18 protein-coding genes are annotated in these 20,059 nt (G+C 72.3%); 11 read left to right on the top strand and 7 right to left on the bottom strand.

The features are described 5' to 3' along the window. Window positions 1-184: 184 nt before the first annotated feature. Together ACWDBE_RS10840 and tdh are read right to left on the bottom strand one after the other, a co-directional pair. Window positions 185-1,378, bottom strand: coding sequence for a glycine C-acetyltransferase (locus ACWDBE_RS10840; RefSeq protein WP_449793180.1), 1,194 nt, complete (start codon window positions 1,376-1,378; stop codon window positions 185-187). Window positions 1,379-1,408: 30 nt separating this feature from the next. After that, window positions 1,409-2,437 (bottom strand): L-threonine 3-dehydrogenase, encoded by a 1,029-nt coding sequence (gene tdh, locus ACWDBE_RS10845; protein ID WP_449793179.1) that lies wholly within the window; start codon window positions 2,435-2,437, stop codon window positions 1,409-1,411. Window positions 2,438-3,009: 572 nt separating this feature from the next. Between tdh and ACWDBE_RS10850 the strand changes: the two genes are divergently transcribed. Continuing rightward, window positions 3,010-4,446, top strand: coding sequence for a serine hydrolase domain-containing protein (locus ACWDBE_RS10850; RefSeq protein WP_449807745.1), 1,437 nt, complete (start codon window positions 3,010-3,012; stop codon window positions 4,444-4,446). 80 nt (window positions 4,447-4,526) lie between these two features. On the opposite strand, the gene ACWDBE_RS10855 is transcribed toward ACWDBE_RS10850, so the two are convergent. Next, window positions 4,527-5,588, bottom strand: coding sequence for an ATP-dependent DNA ligase (locus ACWDBE_RS10855; protein ID WP_449807746.1), 1,062 nt, complete (start codon window positions 5,586-5,588; stop codon window positions 4,527-4,529). 66 nt (window positions 5,589-5,654) lie between these two features. Here ACWDBE_RS10855 and ligD point away from each other — a divergent pair, with 66 nt between their 5' ends. Continuing rightward, on the top strand, window positions 5,655-6,662 hold the full coding sequence (ligD, locus tag ACWDBE_RS10860) for a non-homologous end-joining DNA ligase (protein ID WP_449807747.1): 1,008 nt from the start codon (window positions 5,655-5,657) through the stop codon (window positions 6,660-6,662). A 25-nt stretch (window positions 6,663-6,687) separates the two neighbouring features. On the opposite strand, the gene ACWDBE_RS10865 is transcribed toward ligD, so the two are convergent. Next, window positions 6,688-7,896: an 8-amino-7-oxononanoate synthase gene (locus ACWDBE_RS10865; protein WP_449793175.1), complete on the bottom strand. Its 1,209-nt coding sequence runs from the start codon at window positions 7,894-7,896 to the stop codon at window positions 6,688-6,690. A gap of 175 nt (window positions 7,897-8,071) precedes the next feature. On the opposite strand from ACWDBE_RS10865, the gene ACWDBE_RS10870 reads away from it, so the two are divergent. The 4 genes from ACWDBE_RS10870 (at window position 8,072) to ACWDBE_RS10885 (ending at window position 12,916) form a co-directional block, all read left to right on the top strand. Further along, the gene (locus ACWDBE_RS10870; RefSeq protein ID WP_449793174.1) at window positions 8,072-8,524 is read left to right on the top strand and encodes a WXG100 family type VII secretion target; all 453 of its coding nucleotides are present in this window, start codon (window positions 8,072-8,074) and stop codon (window positions 8,522-8,524) included. A 47-nt stretch (window positions 8,525-8,571) separates the two neighbouring features. After that, window positions 8,572-9,345 (top strand): hypothetical protein, encoded by a 774-nt coding sequence (locus ACWDBE_RS10875; RefSeq protein ID WP_449807748.1) that lies wholly within the window; start codon window positions 8,572-8,574, stop codon window positions 9,343-9,345. Between the two features lie 42 nt (window positions 9,346-9,387). Further along, the gene (locus ACWDBE_RS10880; RefSeq protein ID WP_449807749.1) at window positions 9,388-10,098 is read left to right on the top strand and encodes a hypothetical protein; all 711 of its coding nucleotides are present in this window, start codon (window positions 9,388-9,390) and stop codon (window positions 10,096-10,098) included. A gap of 325 nt (window positions 10,099-10,423) precedes the next feature. Then, complete coding sequence (locus ACWDBE_RS10885) at window positions 10,424-12,916, top strand: DEAD/DEAH box helicase (protein WP_449793182.1); 2,493 nt, start codon at window positions 10,424-10,426, stop codon at window positions 12,914-12,916. 148 nt (window positions 12,917-13,064) lie between these two features. Here the strand turns inward: ACWDBE_RS10885 and ACWDBE_RS10890 are convergent, their stop codons facing one another. Further along, complete coding sequence (locus ACWDBE_RS10890) at window positions 13,065-13,925, bottom strand: hypothetical protein (protein WP_449793171.1); 861 nt, start codon at window positions 13,923-13,925, stop codon at window positions 13,065-13,067. Between the two features lie 328 nt (window positions 13,926-14,253). Here ACWDBE_RS10890 and bioB point away from each other — a divergent pair, with 328 nt between their 5' ends. From bioB to ACWDBE_RS10910, 4 genes are all read left to right on the top strand, one after another. Continuing rightward, complete coding sequence (bioB, locus tag ACWDBE_RS10895) at window positions 14,254-15,516, top strand: biotin synthase BioB (RefSeq protein ID WP_449793170.1); 1,263 nt, start codon at window positions 14,254-14,256, stop codon at window positions 15,514-15,516. A 27-nt stretch (window positions 15,517-15,543) separates the two neighbouring features. Further along, a complete protein-coding gene (locus ACWDBE_RS10900; protein ID WP_449793169.1) occupies window positions 15,544-16,860 on the top strand; it encodes an adenosylmethionine--8-amino-7-oxononanoate transaminase in 1,317 nt (438 codons plus the stop codon). Then, on the top strand, window positions 16,857-17,591 hold the full coding sequence (bioD, locus tag ACWDBE_RS10905) for a dethiobiotin synthase (RefSeq protein WP_449807750.1): 735 nt from the start codon (window positions 16,857-16,859) through the stop codon (window positions 17,589-17,591). The genes ACWDBE_RS10900 and bioD overlap by 4 nt, the downstream gene beginning before the upstream one ends. A gap of 76 nt (window positions 17,592-17,667) precedes the next feature. Next, entirely contained in the window at window positions 17,668-18,114 is a 447-nt protein-coding gene (locus ACWDBE_RS10910; protein ID WP_449793167.1) for a hypothetical protein, read from the top strand. Window positions 18,115-18,336: 222 nt separating this feature from the next. On the opposite strand, the gene ACWDBE_RS10915 is transcribed toward ACWDBE_RS10910, so the two are convergent. Next, window positions 18,337-18,564 carry a hypothetical protein gene (locus ACWDBE_RS10915; RefSeq protein WP_449793166.1) on the bottom strand — a complete coding sequence of 76 codons (228 nt, stop codon included), beginning with the start codon at window positions 18,562-18,564 and terminating at the stop codon, window positions 18,337-18,339. Between the two features lie 8 nt (window positions 18,565-18,572). Continuing rightward, window positions 18,573-18,797 (bottom strand): hypothetical protein, encoded by a 225-nt coding sequence (locus ACWDBE_RS10920; protein WP_449807751.1) that lies wholly within the window; start codon window positions 18,795-18,797, stop codon window positions 18,573-18,575. Between the two features lie 209 nt (window positions 18,798-19,006). On the opposite strand from ACWDBE_RS10920, the gene ACWDBE_RS10925 reads away from it, so the two are divergent. Then, complete coding sequence (locus tag ACWDBE_RS10925) at window positions 19,007-20,047, top strand: helix-turn-helix domain-containing protein (RefSeq protein ID WP_449807752.1); 1,041 nt, start codon at window positions 19,007-19,009, stop codon at window positions 20,045-20,047. The last annotated feature ends 12 nt before the right edge of the window (window positions 20,048-20,059 follow it).

Genomic DNA, 20,059 nt, shown 5'->3' on the forward strand with positions numbered 1-20,059 from the left:
GCCCCCGGCGGGCGGGCCCGCCCGCGCCGGCCCGCCCTCCCCCCCCCGCGCCGGCTGGGGGGCGCTGGGGGCTGCGCGCGGGTGGTGCGCCGCCCCCGGCCACCCCCCCCCCCCCACGGCAGTTGTGAGCCCGCGGGCCGGTCCGGTTCCGAGCGGTCCGGCCCGCGGGCAGCCTGGGGCGGGGTTACTCCCCCAGCGCGGCGCGCGCGTCCACGAAGGCCGCGACGGCGCGCTCGACGTCCTCGGTGGAGTGCGCCGCGGACAGCTGCACCCGGATCCGGGCCTGGCCGTGCGGCACCACCGGGTAGGAGAAGCCGATCACGTACACGCCGCGCTCCAGCAGCAGTTCGGCGAGCCGGCCGGCCTCGGCCGCGTCGCCGATCATCACCGGGGCGATCGGGTGGTCGCCGGGCAGGATCTCGAACCCGGCCTCGGTCATCCTCGTCCGGAACAGCGCGGTGTTGGCCGCCAGCCGCTCGCGCAGCTCGTTGGACTTCTCGACCAGGTCGAGCACCTTGAGCGAGGCGGCCGCGATCACCGGGGCCAGCGAGTTGGAGAACAGGTACGGGCGGGAGCGCTGGCGCAGCAGGGCGACGATCTCCCGCCGGGCGGAGACGTAGCCGCCGGAGGCGCCGCCGAGCGCCTTGCCGAGGGTGCCGGTGATGATGTCCACGCGGTCCATCACGCCGTGCAGTTCGGGGGTGCCGCGGCCGCCCGCGCCGACGAAGCCGACGGCGTGCGAGTCGTCCACCATGACCATGGCGTCATAGCGGTCGGCCAGGTCGCAGATCTCGCGCAGCGGGGCGACGTAGCCGTCCATGGAGAACACGCCGTCGGTGACGATCAGGCGGCGGCGGGCGTCCTGGGTGTCCTGGAGCTGCTTCTCCAGGTCGGCGAGGTCGCGGTTGGCGTAGCGGTGGCGGCGGGCCTTGCTGAGCCGGATGCCGTCGATGATGCTGGCGTGGTTCAGCGCGTCGGAGATGACGGCGTCGCGGTCGTCCAGCAGGGTCTCGAAGACACCGCCGTTGGCGTCGAAGCAGGAGGAGTAGAGGATCGTGTCCTCCTGGCCGAGGAAGGCCGAGAGGCGGTCCTCCAGTTCCTTGTGGACGTCCTGGGTGCCGCAGATGAAGCGGACTGAGGCCATCCCGTAGCCCCAGCGGTCCAGGGCGTCCTTGGCGGCGGCGAGCACCTCGGGGTGGTCGGCGAGGCCCAGGTAGTTGTTGGCGCAGAAGTTCAGCACCTCGCCCGGGCGGCCGCCGGCGGTCACGGTGACCGCGGCGCTCTGCGGGGATCCGATCACCCGCTCGGGCTTGAACAGGCCGGCCTCGCGGATCTCGTCGAGGGTCGTGGCGATGTCGGCGCGCACGTTGTCGAACACAGCAGGCTCCTTTTGCGTCGGCGGGGTGGCTCAGGCGGTCCAGTCGAGGATGATCTTGCCGCAGTTGCCGCTCGCGGCGTCGTCGAAGGCGGCCTCGAAGTCGGTGGCGGCGTAGCGGCCGGTGATCACCGGGCTGAGGTCCAGACCACCCTCCAGCAGCACGGACATCGCGTACCAGGTCTCGAACATCTCGCGGCCGTAGATGCCCTTGATGGTGATCATCGAGGTGACGATCGAGGCCCAGTCCACCGGGAACTGCTCGGCGGGCAGGCCGAGCATGGCGATCTTCCCGCCGTGGGTCATGTTGGCGATCATCGACTGCATCGCCTCGGGGCGGCCGGACATCTCCAGGCCGACGTCGAAGCCCTCGCGCAGGCCGAGCTTCTGCTGGCCCTCCTCGATGGTGTGCTGGGAGACGTCCAGCGCCAGCGTCACGCCGACCTCGCGGGCCAGGTCGAGGCGGTACGAGGAGACGTCGGTGATCATCACGTTGCGGGCGCCGGCGTGCTTGGCGACGGCGGCGGCCATGATGCCGATCGGGCCGGCGCCGGTGACCAGCACGTCCTCGCCGACCAGCGGGAAGGACAGCGCGGTGTGCACGGCGTTGCCGAACGGGTCGAAGATCGCGGCCACGTCCAGGTCGACCGGCACCCGGTGCACCCAGACGTTGGAGGCGGGCAGGGCCACGTACTCGGCGAAGGCGCCGTCGCGGTTGACGCCCAGGCCGACGGTGTTGCGGCACAGGTGGCGGCGGCCGGCCAGGCAGTTGCGGCACTTGCCGCAGACCAGGTGGCCCTCGCCGCTGACCAGGTCGCCGACCGCGACGTCCGCGACGCCGGCGCCGATCTCGGCGACCTCGCCGACGAACTCGTGGCCCAGCACCAGCGGGGTCCTGATGGTCTGCTGGGCCCAGCCGTCCCACTTGCGGATGTGCAGGTCGGTGCCGCAGATGCCGGTCCGCAGCACCTTGATCAGCACCTCGCCGGGGCCGATCTCGGGCATGGGGACGTCCATCAGCCAGAGCCCGGGCTCGGCCTGCTGCTTGACGAGTGCCTTCACGGCGGCTCCTGACGTGCGGGTGGAACGGCCTGCGGGTGCGGGGGCAGGCCGAGGGGGCCCGGTTCGGCCGCTCCTGACGGGGCGCGCTCCGGGCAGGCAGCAATCTGCCTGGTCGGAGGGGGCGCGGTCCATCGAGGAATTCTTAAGGGCGGCCACAGCTGGGCTGAACGATCGTGCCCGAGCCGCGCTCGCAGGCCGGTGCGGCATGCCGGTGCTCACCCGTCCGGCCGAGCGCGGAGGCGGCGGGCGTGACTCCGGCGGGGCCCGACCACGGCCCCGGGGCGGGTGACGGCGGACCGCCAGCCGGGCGGGGCACTCGGCTGACGGTGCTCCCGTTCGGTCCAGCCGGGCACGGACCCGCGCGCGGCCGGACGGCGGCGGTGCTTACGGTGGCGACGCTCCCCCGCGGCCCCGTGGAGCAGTGCTCCGGCCCGGCCGAGCCGCGCTCCGGGGCCCTTCGTCGCCAAGGGGCCGCCCGCCCCAGAGAGGCGCCTGCGCCGATGACCGACACCCGACGGCCCCGACCGGCCGTTCCCCGCTCCGTACGGGTACCCCGCTCTCCGCGTCCGGCCGTGCCCAGGTCCGTACGGGCGGCCTCCGCCGCCCTCGCGCTGAGCGGCCTGCTCGCCGTCTCCGCCTGCTCCGGGGACTCGTCGCCCGCGCAGGCCGGTCCGGCGGTCACCGCCGAGCCGGCCGCGCTCAGCCCGACCGCCACGCCGACCGGCAGCCCCACCGGCGGAGTGGTGGCGCTCACCCCGGACGTCATGAGCCGGCTGGACACCGCGATCAACCAGGTGATGAGCGAGGCCGCCATCCCCGGGGTGATCGTCGGCTACACCACCCCCGACGGCAGCTACCAGCGCACCTTCGGCGTCGCCGACAAGGACGCCGGGACGCCGATGTCGCCCGACCTGTACATGCGGGTCGGCAGCGTGACCAAGACCTTCACGACCACCGGCATCCTGCGGCTCGTCGACCAGGGCAAGCTCGGCCTGGACGACTCGATCTCCAAGTACGTCCCGAACGTGCCCGGCGGCGACGGCATCACCCTGCGTCAGCTCGGCGAGATGCGCAGCGGCCTGTTCGACTACACCCTGGACTCCGACTTCCGGAACGCGGTCTTCAACGACCCGAACGGGCCCTTCACCCCGGACCAGTTGCTCGGGTTCGCGTTCAAGCACCCGGCGAACTTCGCGCCGGACGCCAAGTTCGAGTACTCCAACACCAACCTGATCCTGCTCGGCCTGGTGGTCGAGAAGGTCGGCGGGCAGCCGCTCCAGGACTTCCTGGACCAGCAGGTGTTCGCCCCGGCCGGGCTCACCAAGACCAGCCTGCCGACCGACGCGACCTTCCCCGACCCGCACGCCCACGGCTACACCAACCAGACGGCCAGCGGCTCCGTCGAGGACTCCACCACCTGGAACCCGTCCTGGGGTTGGGCGGCCGGCGCCGCCATCTCCGACCTCGCGGACCTGCAGACCTGGTCGAAGGTGCTGGCCACCGGCGAGCCACTGCTCAAGCCCGCCACCCAGGCGGAGCGGCTGAAGTTCAAGCCCGCCGGAGACACCCCCGACCTGGGCTACGGCTTCGGGGTGTTCACCACCCACGGCTGGATCGGCCACAACGGCTCGCTGCCCGGGTACGAGGCCGTGGTGCTCCACCTGCCGGAGGCGAAGGCCGGCCTGGTCGTCCTGCTCAACACCGACATCGCCCACGACGGTTCGGAACCCTCGACGCTCGTGGCCCGGGCGATCACCCAGATCGTCTCGCCGAACAACGTCTACACGCTGCCCACCGCGCCCACCACGGGCTCGCCGACGGCCTCCCCCTCACCGACGGGCTCACCGACGGGCTCCCCCTCACCGACGGGCTCCCCCTCGCCGACCACGTCGCCGACGACCTCGCCGCCGGAGTCGCCCACCGCCTCGCCGTCGCCGAGTCCGATGGCCACGCCGACCCCGTCCCCCACGGCCTCGCCCACCAGCACCGCCACGCTGCACCTCTCCTGAAGCACGTTCCGAGCGTTTCGCCGACGTTCCGCCGACAGTGCGTCGGCGGAACGTCGGCATCGCGTCGGGCCCCCAGCACGTCAGATCCCCAGCAGCCTGCCGAGGTCGTACGAGACCGGCTCCTCCAACTGCGCGTAGGTGCAGCTCTCCGGCGTGCGGTCCGGCCGCCAGCGGCGGAACTGCGCGGTGTGCCGGAACCGGGTGCCCTCCATGTGGTCGTACGCGACCTCGACCACCCGCTCGGGGCGCAGCGCGATCCAGGAGAGGTCCTTGCCGCCGGTCCAGCGGCTGACGGCGCCCGGCAGCCGGCCCCCGGCGTGCGCGGCCTCGTCCGCCCAGGCGCCCCAGGGGTGCCGGGAGACGTCCGCCATCCGCAACGGGGCCAGCTCCTCGGCGAGTTCGCGGCGGCGGGCCATCGAGAAGGCGGCGCAGACGCCGACGTGCTGGAGCCTGCCGTCGTCGTCGAAGATGCCGAGCAGCAGCGAGCCGACCACCGGGCCGCTCTTGTGCTCGCGGTAGCCGGCCACCACGCAGTCGGCGGTGCGCTCGTGCTTGATCTTGTACATGGTCCGCTCCCCCGGCCGGTACGGCTGGTCCAGCGGCTTGGCGACCACCCCGTCCAGCCCGGCGCCCTCGAACTCGGCGAACCAGGTCCGGGCGAGGTCGAGGTCGGTGGCGGCGGGGGCGGTGAACACCGGGTCGGCGGCGTCGGCGAGCGCGGCCTCCAGGGCCGGGCGGCGTACCGACAGCGGCTCGTCCAGCAGGCTCTCGTCGCCGAGGGCGAGCAGGTCGAAGGCGACGAAGGAGGCCGGGGTCCGCTCGGCGAGCAGCTTCACCCGGCTCGCGGCGGGGTGGATGCGCTCCAGCAGTTCCTCGAAGCGCAGCCGCCCCTCCCGGGCGATCACCACCTCGCCGTCCAGCACGCAGCGCGGCGGCAGCTCCCGCCCGAACGCCTCGACCAGCTCGGGGAAGTACCTGGTCAGCGGCTTGCCGGTGCGGCTGCCGAGCTCCACCTCGTCGCCGTCGCGGAACACGATCGAACGGAAGCCGTCCCACTTGGCCTCGTACTGCATCCCGGGCGGGATCTGGGCCACCGACTTGGCGAGCATCGGCGCCACCGGTGGCATCACGGGCAGGTCCATGCGACCGATCCTCGCCCGGTTCGCCTCGGGGCGCGCGCCGGGCGTACCGCGCTTAGCGTGAGGGGCATGGGCTCAGCCGTGGAACTGGAAGTCGCCGGGCGCACCGTCCGGCTGTCGAACCCGGACAAGGTGTACTACCCCGAGCGCGGCTTCACCAAGCTGGACGTCGCGCAGTACTACCTGTCCGTCGCCGACGGAGTGCTGCGCGGGCTGCGCGACCGGCCGACCACCCTGCAGCGCTTCCCGGACGGGGTGGACGGCGAGTTCTTCTACCAGAAGCGAGCACCCAAGGGCCTGCCGGAGTGGCTGCCCACCGCCCGGATCGAGTTCCCCAGCGGCCGCTCCGCCGACGAGATCTGCCCCACCGAGCCGGCCGCCGTGCTGTGGGCGGCCAACCTGGGCTGCCTCACCTTCCACCCCTGGCCGGTCCGCCGCTCCGACACCGGCCACGTGGACGAGCTGCGGATCGACCTCGACCCGCAGCCCGGCACCGACTTCCACGACGCCGTCCGCGCCGCCCACGAACTGCGCGCCCTGCTGGAGGAGTACGGGCTGCGCGGCTGGCCCAAGTCCTCCGGCGGGCGCGGACTGCACGTCTACGTGCCGCTCGCGCCCGAGTGGACCTTCACCGACGGACGGCACGCCGTGATCGCGCTCGGCCGGGTGCTGGAGCAGCGGATGCCCGGGAAGGTCACCACCTCCTGGTGGAAGGAGGAACGCGGCGAGCGGATCTTCGTCGACTACAACCAGATGGCCCGCGACCGCACCATCGCCTCCGCCTACTCGCTGCGCGCCCGCCCCCGCGCCACCGCCTCCGCCCCGCTGCGCTGGGAGGAGCTCGACGACGCCGCCCCCGAGGACTTCGACCTGCGCACCGTCCCGGCCCGCTTCGCCGAACTCGGCGATCCGAACGCCGAGATGGAGCAGCACGCGTTCCGCCTGGAGCCCCTGCTGGAGCTCTACGAGAAGCAGCTCCACGACGAGGGCCTCGGCGAACTCCCCTACCCGCCCGACCACCCCAAGGCGAAGGGCGAGCCGCCCCGGGTCCAGCCGAGCCGGGCGAAGAAGACGTAGCAGCCGTCCCCTTCGCTGCGGACCCTCAGGCCCGCGCGCCGGGCGGGGCCAGCTCGGCGACGACGCGGACGGCTTCGGCGATCTGACCGTCCGTCAGATCTCCCCGGGCGGTGAGCCGCAGCCGGGAGATGCCGTCCGGGACGGACGGCGGGCGGAAGCAGCCGACGGCGAGGCCCGCACGCAGGCAGTCGGCGGCCCAGGCGACGGCGGCCTCCGGCCCCGGGGCGCGCACGGAGACGACCGCGGCCTCGGGCTCGCAGCTGTGCAGGCCGGCGGCGGTGAGCTGCCGGGCCAGGGTGCGGGCGACCTCGCGGGCGCGCTCGGCGCGGGCCGGCTCGGCGCGCAGCAGCCGCAGGGCGGCGAGGGCGGCACCGGCGGCGGCCGGGGCGAGACCGGTGTCGAAGATGAAGGTGCGGGCGGTCTCCGTGAGGTGCCGGATCACCCGGCGCGGGCCGAGGACGACGCCGCCCTGCGAGCCGAGCGACTTGGAGAGGGTGGCGGTGGCCACGACGTCCGGCTGCCCGGCGAGGCCGGCCGCCGCGAGCGCCCCGGTGCCCCCGGGGCCGAGCACACCCAGCCCGTGCGCGTCGTCCACCAGCAGCGCGGCGCCGTGCGCGCGGACGGCTTCCGACAGCCCGGGCAGCGGGGCCGCGTCGCCGTCCACCGAGAACACCGAGTCGGTGACCACCAGCGCCCGCGGCTGCGTCCGCCCGGCGAGCGCCTCGGCGACGGCCGCCGGGGCGCTGTGCGGGGCCCGGTGGACGTCGGCGCGGGAGAGCCGGCAGCCGTCGATCAGCGAGGCGTGGTTGTAGGCGTCGGAGACGATCAGGGTGTCAGGGTCGGTGAGCGCCGTCAGCGCCGCGAGGTTGGCCGTGTAGCCGGAGGAGAACACCAGCGCGGCCTCCGCCCCGCAGAACTCGGCCAGCTCCTCCTCGAGTTCGGTGTGCAGGGCCGTCGTCCCCGTCACCAGCCGCGAGCCCGTCGAACCTCCGCCCCAGCGCAGCGCGGCGTCCGCGGCGGCCCGGGTGACCACCGGGTGCCTGGTCAGCCCCAGGTAGTCGTTGCCGGCGAGGTCCAGCACCGCGTCGTCCGCCGCCCGGCTGCGCAGCGTCCGCCTCAGCCCTGCCTCCGCGCGCATCACGGCGGTCTCGTCGAGCCAGTCGAAGACGCGCGCGGGAGCGGGGGCGAGGCCGGTGGCGGCGGGGCGCGGCTCGGCCGCGAGCGGATGGTTCATGCTCGGCACTCTGGCATGCCTCCGCGTGCGGGGCAATGTGCGGATCGGCACAGTGCGGACGGGTTGTCCTTGTGGTGGTTCACCAGGTGTCAACGGGATGTCAGTATTCAATTCACCGAATCCTCGCCGTAAAAATAGTACGATCCATGCCGATCTTTATCCGGGGGGCAAAACAATGACCGCCCTCGAATTCGAGCGTCGCATGAATCCGTGGCTCTTTGACGACAAGGGCAATCTGACCGAAGAGGCGAAGAAGCAGTTCCCGGACCTCGCCGGGGCCAACTCCGCACCGGTCTCGTTGAACCCGGCGGGCGGCGGCAAGACCATCGCCGTGAACGCCGGCGTGCTCCAGCAGGCCGCACAGAACGCCCTCGCCCTGCGGGACGCCGTCAAGACCGAGTGCGACCAGCCCGGCGAGCACGTCAACGCGGCGGCCGGCTCCCTCAAGGGCTGGAACCTCGGCGGCGCGCTCACCGCCGCCTGGGGCACCTGGACCAGCCAGTCCGGCGGACTGCAGACCACCGTCGGCGACATCGGCACCAACCTGCAGACCACGGGCCAGAGTTACAGCAAGACCGACTCGGACATCCAGGCCAACTTCAACAAGCCGCAGGGCACCGGCAGCTAGCGCCGGCGCAAACGGGGGGATACCGCACGAACGACATCATGTCCCACGTGGTGGAGAGGTTCGGCACCAAGGACGGCCCGGACCTGCTCAAGGGCGGCCTGTTCGCGAACCTCAACGGCAGCCTCGGGAACATGACCGCCAACTACATCGGCCCCTTCCAGGGCGCCCTGGAAGGGGCGGGAGCCGACTCCCACCTCTTCAAGCAGAGCCAGGTCGGGCGCCTGCTCGGCACACTCGGCCAGGACCCGGACGCCTACGCCACGATCGCGGCAGGGCAGCAGGCCTACACCACGGCCCAGATCCAGGACGTGCTGGCCCACCCCGAGTTGCACAAGGACCTGGCGGTGGCGGTCGAGAACATCGCCAAGCCGGCCGGGCAGGTCAACGGCCTGATCACCAGCGCGATGGTCGACGCGGTCTACCAGAAGCACTCCGCCGGCGACGCCGAGTTCAACGCCGCCATCGACACCAAGAGGGAGATCGCCGGCCAGATCTGGTCCTTCGCCGGCGACGCGCTCAAGGAGCGCGCGCCCCTGATCGGTGAGGGCGTCGACAGCGTGGTCAACCAGATCATGGACGACGTCGCCAACGGCTACAAGGTGGACACCCACAACGACACCAGCGACGAGGCCGGGTCCGCGAAGGAGTCGGCCGAGCTCAAGTCCCAGCAGGCGATCATCGACGCCGTCCGCGAGGCCGGCCGCAACGCGGGCGCCGACCCGAACTACATCAACGACGTGGCCCGCCGAGCCGCCCAGGAGGAGAACACCGGCTACAGCAGCGGCAAGACCTCGTACGACACGGTCTACCCCAAGAGCTGACCGCCCGAGCCCACCACCTGCCACGACCGAGAGCGCTGAGGAATGGCCGACGTCGCCCACATCATCCCGCCGTCCCCGGACGACCCGCCCCCGCGCCGGTCCCGGGTCCGCCCCTGGCACGCAGTCGTCGCCCTCGCCGTGGTCGCGGCGGTGGGCGGCGGGCTGTGGGCCTGGAAACCCTGGCAGTCGGTGGAGCTGCCACGGAGCGCGTGCTGGGGGGTGCTCGGTGCGAACGACCTGAAGCCGCTCGCGGGCACGGACGGGAAGGCCACCGAGCCCAAGCCGTCCCGCAAGATCGCCACCCCCGCGAAGCCCGCGTCGGGGAGCCGCGACTCCCGGTGCCTCGTCTCCTGGCCCGGCGGGACCATCCTGCTCGACGCGGACGTCCGACCGGCGCACGACCGGATCGACGCCGACCGGAAGAACGACGCCGGCGGCGGATCGGTCATCCCGCTCGACTTCGGCTCCGGCACGACCGGGTGGATCACGGCCAGCAGGATCGTCCCCGGAAACGCGGCGGTTCGGCTCTACGTTCCGTGCGACTACGACGCCCCGAAGGACGACGGCGACCAGCCCCCGCCGAAGTACATCGGCGTCCTGGTCTCCGGGGACGTCGTCCACGGCGCCACCCTCGGCAAGGCACATCAGGCCTACGCGGACATCGCCCTCAAGATCGGCCGGGCTGCCGCGACCGCGTACGAGTGCCGGAACCCCGTGACGCTGGCCGGTACCGCCCCCCGCATCGGTTCCTGACGTCCGGGGGGCGGTCAGGGGCAGCCGTCAGAGCGACGGGGTCTGCCGGTCGCCGAAGGTGGTGGCCGTCGTGCCGGTGAGGTAGCGGACGCAGCCGTCGATGCCGACGGCGATGCCCGGTGCCGGCCGCCCGCCCGCACCGGTCCGCCCCGGCTGCCGTCCGCCTGGAGCCAGTAGGTGTGGAGGGCGCCGGCCCGGACGACGAAGACCCGCGGCCGGGCGGACGGCTGCCCGCCACACTCCGGCGGCCCGCTCCCCTCGGCTCCGGGCTTTGCCCGGGGTGGCGGCGAGCAGGCAAGATAGCCGGGTGACCCTCCTTGATCTGATGCCGAAGCCCGCCACCCCCGACGCGCTGTACGAGACGTTCGCAGCCTGGGCGGAGGAACGGGGGATCACGCTCTACCCGGCGCAGGAGGAGGCGCTGATCGAGCTGGTGTCGGGGAACAACGTGATCCTCGCGACGCCGACCGGGTCAGGCAAGAGCCTGGTGGCGGCGGGGGCGCACTTCGCCGCGCTGGCGGAGGGGCAGCGGACCTTCTACACCGCCCCGATCAAGGCGCTGGTCTCGGAGAAGTTCTTCGACCTGGTGAAGATGTTCGGCACCGAGCAGGTCGGCATGATGACCGGCGACGCGAGCGTGAACCCGACCGCGCCGATCATCTGCTGCACCGCCGAGGTGCTCGCCCAGATCGCGCTGCGCGACGGCACCCGGGCCGACATCGGCCAGGTGGTCATGGACGAGTTCCACTTCTACGCCGAGCCGGACCGCGGCTGGGCCTGGCAGATCCCGCTGCTGGAGCTCCCGCAGGCGCAGTTCCTGCTGATGTCCGCGACGCTCGGCGACGTCCGCCGCTTCGAGGAGGACCTGACCCGCCGCACCGGCCGGCCGACCACGGTGGTGCGCAACGCGACCCGCCCGGTGCCGCTGTTCTACGAGTACCGCCGCACCTCGATGCACGACACCCTGGAGGAGCTGCTGCAGACCGGCCAGGCGCCGGTCTACGTCGTGCACTTCACCCAGAAGGAGGCGGTGGAGCGGGCCCAGTCACTGATGAGCATCAACATGTGCTCGAAGGCGGAGAAGGAGGCCATCGCCGAGCTGATCGGCAACTTCCGCTTCACCACCAAGTTCGGCCGCAACCTGTCCCGTTTCGTGCGCCACGGCATCGGCGTGCACCACGCGGGCATGCTGCCGAAGTACCGCCGGCTGGTCGAACGCCTCGCCCAGGCGGGCCTGTTGAAGGTCATCTGCGGCACCGACACCCTCGGCGTCGGCGTCAATGTGCCGATCCGCACGGTGCTGTTCACGGCGCTGTCGAAGTACGACGGGCAGCGGGTGCGCATCCTGCGCGCCCGTGAGTTCCACCAGATCGCCGGCCGGGCCGGCCGGGCCGGCTTCGACACCGTCGGCCAGGTCGTCGCCCAGGCGCCGGAGCACGTGATCGAGAACGACAAGGCGATCGCCAAGGCCGGGGACGACCCGAAGAAGAAGCGCAAGGTGGTGCGGAAGAAGGCGCCGGAGGGCTTCGTCGGCTGGACCGAGGAGACCTTCGACAAGCTGATCGCCGCCGACCCGGAGCCGCTGGTCTCCCGGTTCAAGGTGAGCCACGCGATGCTGCTGTCGGTGATCGGCCGCCCGGGCAACGCCTTCGAGGCGATGCGCAAGCTGCTGACCGACAACCACGAGGACAAGGCCGCACAGCGCCGGCACATCCGCACCGCGATCGCCATCTACCGCTCGCTGCTGGAGGGCGGCGTGGTGGAGCGGCTGCCGGAGCCGGACGCCGAGGGCCGGATCGTCCGGCTCACCCTGGACCTCCAGGAGAACTTCGCGCTCAACCAGCCGCTGTCCACCTTCGCGCTGGCCGCCTTCGAGCTGCTCGACCCGACCTCCCCCTCGTACGCGATGGACGTCGTCTCGGTCGTCGAGGCGACCCTCGACGACCCGCGCCAGATCCTCGCCTCGCAGCAGAACAAGGCGCGCGGCGAGGCCGTCGGCGAGATGAAGCGGGACGGCATCGAGTACGAGGAGCGGATGGAGCGGCTCCAGGAGATCACCTACCCGAAGCCGCTGGAGGAGCTGCTCACCCACGCCTACGAGGTGTACCGCCGGGCGCACCCGTGGATCGGCGACCACCAGCTGCAGCCGAAGTCGGTGGTCCGCGACCTGTACGAGCGGGCGATGACCTTCTCGGACTACGTCGGCTTCTACGAGCTGGCCCGCACCGAGGGCATCGTGCTGCGCTACCTCGCCGGCGCGTTCAAGGCGCTGGAGCAGACCGTCCCCGAGGACGTGAAGACCGACGACCTCAAGGACGTCATCGCCTGGCTCGGCGAGCTGGTCCGCCAGGTCGACTCCAGCCTGCTGGACGAGTGGGAGCAGCTGGCCAACCCGACCGAGCCGCAGGCCGCCGAGGTGCGGCTGGACGACAAGCCGGCGCCGGTCACCGCCAACGCCCGCGCCTTCCGCGTCCTGGTGCGCAACGAGATGTTCCGCCGGGTCGAGCTGTGCGCACTGGAGCACTACGAGGAGCTCGCCGAGCTGGACGGCGAGTACGGCTGGGACGCGGACCGCTGGGCGGACGCCATGGACGGGTACTGGGAGGAGTACGACGACCTGGGCACCGGCCCGAACGCGCGCGGCCCGAAGATGCTGATCATCGAGGAGGAGGACTCCGCCTGGCGGGTCCGGCAGATCTTCGACGACCCGGAGGGCGACCACGACTGGGGCATCAGCGCCGAGGTCGACCTGTACGGCTCGGACGAGGAGGGCCGGGCGGTGGTCCGGGTGACCTCGGTGGACCGGCTCGGCGGCTGAGCACCGGCCGACGGACCGTCGGAGCCCCCCGGAGTCCTCTCGGCTCCGGGGGGCTCCGTCATGGTCCGTCCGGGCGTCACCTCGGTCGTCCGGGCGTCACACCGGTCATCCGGGCGTCACACCGGTCGGCCATTTCGTCGGCCGGCCGTCACATCCAGGCGAACGGCGAGCCCGCCGCGTAGGAGAGCGCGCGGGTGGCCTCGTCCAGGTTCTGTTCGGTGCTCGGCGCCGTGCCGGTGGTCGTCGGGAGCGGCGCGGCCGGCGCCCCGGTGCCGCTCGGGGCGGCGCTCGCCGGGCGGCCGTCGCCGGACCGCGAGCTGGTGACCGTCACGTAGTGCCCGACCGCCTCGATCCGCGGCTCGCCGCCCGGCTTGGCGCCGGGGGGCGGGGTGGGGGCGGTGGAGGCGTCGGCGAGGATGAAGGCGACCGCGCCGGGCTTGGCCCGCAGGGCTTCGGCGGCCCGGGCGGCGGAGGGCTGGTCGGGGAAGCGCAGCAGGGTGACGCTGCTGAGCACGGGGTGGTCCTGGCCGGTGAAGCTGACGGCCAGGTAGCCCTGGCAGCCGGTGTCCTTCAGCGGGTCCTGGGTGCGGTCCTGGAGCACCTCGCCGCAGTTCTCGCCCTGCCGGACGCCGTTGCGCCGCGCCTTGAAGGCGCCGACCTCGACGGGCCGCTGGGCGGGGAAGAGGGTGTCGACGTTGAGGGCCTCGGAGTCGGTGCGCGGCGGCGGGGCGCCCACCACCCGCGGTGTCGCGGCCGCGTCCTTGGTGGACGGGCCGAGCCCGGGTATGTAGTCGCCGGGCATCGGGCGGGTGATGATCCATCCCCCGGCCGCGACCACCCCGACCACGACGATCCAGCCGGCCGCCCGACGGGCCGTCATCCGACGACCCCGCCCGCGGTCCGTTCCCCCCTCGGCGTCGGCGGCCCCGGCGGCCCCGCCGACCCGCTGCTCTACCCGGCCGTCCCGGCCCTCTCCCGGAGTCGGGGTGCGCTCCCCCTGCGTGGTCATGGCGCAGATTCTAAGCATCCCCGGGGTGGCGTGGATCACGGGGGCGGGGGTTGTGGATCATCGTCCACCGGAGCCGTCCGCGGCCCGGCCGCCAGCGGTCACCACCCCGCCCGCCACCCCGGCCGCGGCCTGGCCGCCACCCCGGCCACCGCCCGTCCGCCACCCGCTGACTACTCGCCGGTAACCGCTGGCCCGGCACCTCGTCAAGCCGATGACCAGCAACGGAGCCCGTGACCTTCGACACTGTGGCAATCGGCACATCCTCACACCGATCTTCTGGCAGGTTTGCTCTGGCGCCGCTCGATCGCCACCAGGCAGGATCGGCCCCATGGATCTTCTCGATAGCCTCACCGCCAAGGGCCTGCGCGGCGAAGTCCCGACCCGCGAGGAGGCCCTGGCCGTCCTCGCCACCACCGACGACGAGCTGCTCGACGTCGTCGCCGCGGCCGGCAAGGTGCGCCGCCGCTGGTTCGGCCGCCGGGTCAAGCTCAACTACCTGGTGAATCTGAAGAGCGGGCTCTGCCCCGAGGACTGCTCGTACTGCTCGCAGCGGCTCGGGTCCAAGGCCGAGATCCTCAAGTACACCTGGCTCAAGCCGGACCAGGCCGCCGAGGCCGCCCGCGCCGGAGTGGCCGGCGGCGCCAAGCGGGTCTGCCTGGTCGCCAGCGGCCGCGGCCCGACGGACCGCGACATCGACCGGGTCACCGACACCATGGCCGCCATCAAGGACGCCGACCCCGCGGTCGAGATCTGCGTCTGCCTCGGCCTGCTCTCCGACAACCAGGCGGAGCGGCTCAAGGCGGCCGGCGCCGACGCCTACAACCACAACCTCAACACCTCCGAGGGCACCTACGGCGACATCGCCACCACCCACACCTACGCGGACCGGGTGGACACCGTGCAGAAGGCGCACGGCGCGGGCCTGTCCGCCTGCTCCGGTCTGATCGCCGGCATGGGCGAGAGCGACGAGGACCTGGTCGACGTGGTGTTCGCACTGCGCGAGCTCGGCTCGGACTCCGTCCCGGTCAACTTCCTGATCCCCTTCGAGGGCACCCCGCTGGCCAAGGAGTGGAACCTCACCCCGCAGCGCTGCCTGCGCATCCTGGCGATGGTCCGCTTCGTCAACCCGGACACCGAGGTGCGGATCGCGGGCGGGCGCGAGGTGCACCTGCGCTCGATGCAGCCGCTCGGCCTGCACATCGCCAACTCCATCTTCCTCGGCGACTACCTGACCAGCGAGGGCCAGGCCGGGCAGGCCGACCTCGACATGATCAGGGACGCCGGCTTCGAGGTCGAGGGCGCCGGCGAGGCCACCCTGCCGCGCCACCGCGCGGACGTCGCCGAGGCCGCCCAGGCCGCCGGCGGCTGCGGCACCGCGGCCTCGGCCTGCGGCAGCGGCGGTGGCGGCTGCGGGCCGTGCGGCGGGCACGCCCACGGCGCCGACGCCCCCGCCCCGGAGGCCGTCACCGTACCCGACAGCGGGAACAGCGCCGGGAACGGCACCGAGAACGGCACCGAGAACGGGCTCCGCAGCGAGCTCGTGAAGGTCCGCCGCCGCGGCGCCGGCACCGAACTCGCGCCCAACGCCTGACAGTTCCGACCCTCCGGAGAAAGCACCATGCTCCAGCCGTCCACGGCCGCGTCCGCGTCCGACCTGCTCGCCCTCGACCGCGCCCACGTGTGGCACCCGTACGGGCCGATGCCCGGCACCGTCACCCCGTACGTGGTCGAGTCCGCCTCGGGGGTGCGGCTGCGCCTGGCCGAACCGGTCGCGGGCGGGCGGCGCGAGCTGGTCGACGGGATGTCGTCCTGGTGGGCGGCGATCCACGGCTACCGGCACCCGGTGCTGGACGAGGCGGTGCGCGATCAGCTGGGGCGGATGAGCCATGTGATGTTCGGCGGGCTCACCCACGAGCCCGCCGTCCGGCTGGCCGCCCGGCTGGTGGAGATCACCCCGGAGCCGCTGCGGCACGTCTTCCTCGCCGACTCGGGCTCGGTGGCCGTCGAGGTCGCGATGAAGATGTGCCTCCAGTACTGGCAGTCCACCGGGCGGCCGGCCAAGCGCCGGCTGCTCACCTGGCGCGGCGGCTACCACGGGGACACCTTCCACCCGATGTCGGTGTGCGACCCGGACGGCGGGATGCACCACCTGTGGGGCGGGGTGCTGCCCGGCCAGCTGTTCGCCCCGGAGCCGCCGGCCGGGTTCGACGCCCCGCTCGACCCGGCGTACGCGCAGCACTTCGAGGAGTTGATGGCCCGGCACGCCGACGAGCTGGCCGCCGTCATCGTCGAGCCGGTGGTCCAGGGCGCGGGCGGGATGCGCTTCCACTCGCCGGCCTACCTGCGGATGCTGCGCGAACTGTGCGACCGCTACGGGGTGCTGCTGGTCTTCGACGAGATCGCCACCGGCTTCGGGCGCAGCGGCGCGCTGTTCGCGGCCGACCACGCGGGCGTCTCGCCGGACGTCATGTGCCTGGGCAAGGCACTGACGGGCGGCTACCTGACGCTGGCCGCGGCGCTGTGCACCGCCGAGGTCGCGGACGGGATCAGCCGCGGCGAGGTGCCGGTGCTCGCGCACGGGCCGACGTTCATGGGCAACCCGCTGGCCTGCGCGGTCGCCAACGCCTCGTTGGACCTGCTGCTCGGGCAGGACTGGTCGGTGGAGGTGAAGCGGATCGGCACGGGGCTGGCCGAGGGCCTCGCGGCGGCCGCGGACGTCCCCGGCGTGCGTGACGTACGGGTCCGGGGGGCCATCGGCGTCGTGCAGTTGGACCACCCGGTGGACGTTCCGGCGGCGACCGAGGCGGCGGCGCGGGAGGGCGTGTGGCTGCGGCCGTTCCGGGACCTGATCTACACCATGCCCCCCTATGTGACGCAGGACGAGGACGTGGCGCGGATCGCCGCCGCCGTGACCGCCGCGGCGGTGGCCGGATGAGCGCGCGCATCCTGTTCGTGACGGGGACGAACACCGACGTCGGCAAGACGGTCGCGACCGCGGCCGTCGCCTCGGCGGCGCTGCGGGCGGGCCTGAGGGTCGCGGTGCTGAAGCCCGGGCAGACCGGCGTCTCGCCGGACGAGCCGGGCGACGCTGCCGAAGTGCGGCGCCTGGCAGGGGATCTGACGGTACGTGAGCTGGTCCGATACCCCGAGCCGCTGGCGCCCGACACCGCCGCCCGGCGGGCCGGGATGGCCTTTCTCTCCCCGGCGGACGTGGTGTCGGAGGTCGCCGAACTGGCTTCCACACACGATCTGGTCCTTGTGGAAGGCGCCGGCGGACTGCTGGTCCGCTACGACGACGAGGGCCGCACGCTCGCCGACCAGGCCAGGGCCGTGCTCGACGCCGGACTCCCGGCCGAGATCCTGCTGATCGCCTCGGCCGGGCTCGGCACGCTCAACATCGTCTCCCTCACCGCGGAGGCGCTGGCGGCCCGCCACCTGCCGCTCGCGGGTGTGCTCATCGGCTCCTGGCCGGCCGAGCCGGGCCTCGCCGAGCGCTGCAACCTGGCCGACCTGCCCCGCTGCGCCGGCGCCCCGCTGCTCGGCGCACTTCCGGAACGGGCGGGCGGCACGCCGGACTTCGCCGCCCTCGCCCACGCCTCGCTGGCCCCTGAGCTGGGCGGCGGCTGGGACGCGGAGCACTTCGCCCACGTCCACCGGCCCGATTAGGCCCCGCTTCGCTCGAAGGGGTGATCCCGGCTTCCGCACCTGTCGGAAGCCGGGACGGCTCAATACCGTTCCTTCCATGACAGAAGGGCTCACCGCAGACGAGGCCCTGCGGGCCTTGGCCGCCCTCGAGGCGGCGTGGAAGGACGACGACGAGGCGCTGTTCGCCCTGGCGGCGGGCGGCACCGGCGAACGGCCGCTGCCGGCGCTGGTCGCCGCGTACGGCGAGCATGCGATGGACACCCTGATGGCGCTCGCCTTCGGGTTGCGCGCCACCATGAGCGACGAGGAGATCGCCGAGATCTCCGATGCCGTCAGCTCCAACATCGGCGCCAGGATGAGCGCCCTGCTGACCCAGACGCTGAAGGCCTGGGGCACCCTGGCGCCCGCGGACGACCTTTCGGTGACGAAGATCATCGCCCACACGGTGATCGACGCGATGCGGGCCGTCACCGAGGACCCCAGCAAGACCGAAGTGCTGCCCCTGCTGGCCACCTTCCGCAGCTACGCCCTCAATGGAGTCTGAGGGCGGAGGTGTTCGGTGTGGGCTTCGGGTCTCCTCGAAGCCCACACCGCTATGACCGCACGCTCAGCCACCCCGCCACGAGCACGAACGCGCCCGTCGAGGCGGCGAGGAAGACGAGAACGAACACCAGGGCGCTCGCGGAGGGGGAAACGCACTCGGGAATCATCAGGAGGACCGATGCCGCGAGCGCGAGACTCCCGACTGTGATGACGCCGGCTCCGGCTACGGCCGCATACCTCTGCGGAGGACGACGACCAGCCGCTCGATGACGTCCGGCCGGGCGGCCCCGAGGTCGATCAGGACGACGCCGGTGGCCCTGGCCGACTGCCAGTCGATCCCGAGGGACGGGAGTTTCACGTCGGCGGCGTTCAGGACGACCCGGAGGTCGTCGAGGACGTCGGCCGCGACGCGACGGTCCTCCGCCGTAATCTTGTCGATCATGCTGCTCATCGGGCATCTCACTGTTCGGTGTCGGTGATCCAGCGCGCTTCGGTGTCCCACTCGACGCCGCCGCCCAGGGGGCGGAGGTAGGCGCGACCGTGCTGCCACCCCATGAAGGCGGCCCAGCGGCCGGAGCGGACGTCGAAGACCCGCTCGCCGAGGACCGAGGGCCGGTAGGGGCTGGTCGGCGGCGCCACCCGCCGCGCGGGCGGCGCCGCCGGGGTCATGGCGTCGGCGCTCATCCGCGCCTCGGGGATGGAGTCGCCGCACTTCGGGCAGCGACACGGCGGAAAGTTCCGCCGCAGGAGCAGGCTTTCGCCAGATTGATTGTTCGTCATATCCATCGACTAATTCCTCTCTGTTGCTACCCCCTCACCAAGAGTGGCCGATTGCGGCTAGCATCGGAAGGACTTCACTTTGACAGCGAGCACTGTGGAAGCGGGCAGCCATCATGCGCCAGCGCGAAGTAGACCCCACCTCATCTCCGAACGCCGCCCTCGGCGTTCAGCTGCGGCGCTTCCGCAGGGCGCGGGGGCTCACCCAGGTCGAGCTCGGGCGGCGGACCAACTACAGCGACTCGCTCATCTCCATGATCGAGAACGGCGACCGTCCCGCGCCGCTGAACCTCGTGCGGCGGTGCGACAGGGAGCTCGACACCTGCGAGGCGCTTGAACTCCTGTACTGGACCGCCAAGAGCAGTACTTTGATCGGCGGATTCCTCGCCTACATTGAGCACGAGCGCAAGGCGACCGCCCTCAAGATCTACGAACTGAACGTCGTCCCCGGGCTACTCCAGACGCGGGCCTATGCCTCTACGCTTATCGAGGCCGCAGCCCGGCGCGGTGAGATCCCCGAGGGCAAGGCCATCGAACGCCTGAATGTCCGAATGGCGCGACAAGCGTTGCTGTACCGGGAGCCTGCTCCCTCTCTCCAAGTCGTCATCGAGGAGAGTTGCCTGCGACCCATCGGCGGCCCCCACGTCATGGCCGATCAGCTCCGCCGGCTGGAGAGCGTGGCCAGCCTCCCCCATGTCATGCTGCAGATCGCGCCCACCAGTCTCGGCGAAAACCTCCCCACCAGCAAGCCGTTCACGCTCCTGACCTCCTCGGACGGGGAGTGGATGGCCTACCTCGAAACCATCCAACGGGGCTATGTCGAGCGAGACGACAAGGACAAGATCCGTTCTCTGGCAAGGGCTTACGATTGGCTCCAGGCTCAAGCCCTCTCAAGTGCGGACACGCTGGCAGTCATCCGCACCCGCCTCAAGGAGTTTCAAGCCATGTTCCCCATCTCGACGGTCAAGCCCACTTCCTGGCTGAAGTCCTCGTACAGCGACGGCGGTGGCCAGTGCATCGAGGTCGCGCCGGGCACTCCGGGGATCCTTCCGGTCCGCGACAGCAAGGACCCCGACGGCCCGCAGCTCGCCTTCGGCCTCGACGCCTGGCAGTCCTTCATCACCGGCGTCAAGTCCGGCGAGTTCGGGGCTGCTTGATCCCTTCGCCCC

It is taken from the genome of Kitasatospora sp. NPDC001132, assembly GCF_053598415.1.

Excerpts from the sequence above, each read along its gene's own strand:
- ACWDBE_RS10855 (WP_449807746.1), bottom strand. The coding sequence starts at position 5,588 with ATGGACCTGCCCGTGATGCCACCGGTGGCGCCGATGCTCGCCAAGTCG.
- ligD (WP_449807747.1), top strand. The coding sequence starts at position 5,655 with ATGGGCTCAGCCGTGGAACTGGAAGTCGCCGGGCGCACCGTCCGGCTG.
- ACWDBE_RS10865 (WP_449793175.1), bottom strand. The coding sequence starts at position 7,896 with ATGAACCATCCGCTCGCGGCCGAGCCGCGCCCCGCCGCCACCGGCCTC.
- ACWDBE_RS10870 (WP_449793174.1), top strand. The coding sequence starts at position 8,072 with ATGACCGCCCTCGAATTCGAGCGTCGCATGAATCCGTGGCTCTTTGAC.
- ACWDBE_RS10880 (WP_449807749.1), top strand. The coding sequence starts at position 9,388 with ATGGCCGACGTCGCCCACATCATCCCGCCGTCCCCGGACGACCCGCCC.
- ACWDBE_RS10885 (WP_449793182.1), top strand. The coding sequence starts at position 10,424 with ATGCCGAAGCCCGCCACCCCCGACGCGCTGTACGAGACGTTCGCAGCC.
- ACWDBE_RS10890 (WP_449793171.1), bottom strand. The coding sequence starts at position 13,925 with ATGACCACGCAGGGGGAGCGCACCCCGACTCCGGGAGAGGGCCGGGAC.
- bioB (WP_449793170.1), top strand. The coding sequence starts at position 14,254 with ATGGATCTTCTCGATAGCCTCACCGCCAAGGGCCTGCGCGGCGAAGTC.
- ACWDBE_RS10900 (WP_449793169.1), top strand. The coding sequence starts at position 15,544 with ATGCTCCAGCCGTCCACGGCCGCGTCCGCGTCCGACCTGCTCGCCCTC.
- bioD (WP_449807750.1), top strand. The coding sequence starts at position 16,857 with ATGAGCGCGCGCATCCTGTTCGTGACGGGGACGAACACCGACGTCGGC.
- ACWDBE_RS10910 (WP_449793167.1), top strand. The coding sequence starts at position 17,668 with ATGACAGAAGGGCTCACCGCAGACGAGGCCCTGCGGGCCTTGGCCGCC.
- ACWDBE_RS10915 (WP_449793166.1), bottom strand. The coding sequence starts at position 18,564 with ATGAGCAGCATGATCGACAAGATTACGGCGGAGGACCGTCGCGTCGCG.
- ACWDBE_RS10920 (WP_449807751.1), bottom strand. The coding sequence starts at position 18,797 with ATGAGCGCCGACGCCATGACCCCGGCGGCGCCGCCCGCGCGGCGGGTG.
- ACWDBE_RS10925 (WP_449807752.1), top strand. The coding sequence starts at position 19,007 with ATGCGCCAGCGCGAAGTAGACCCCACCTCATCTCCGAACGCCGCCCTC.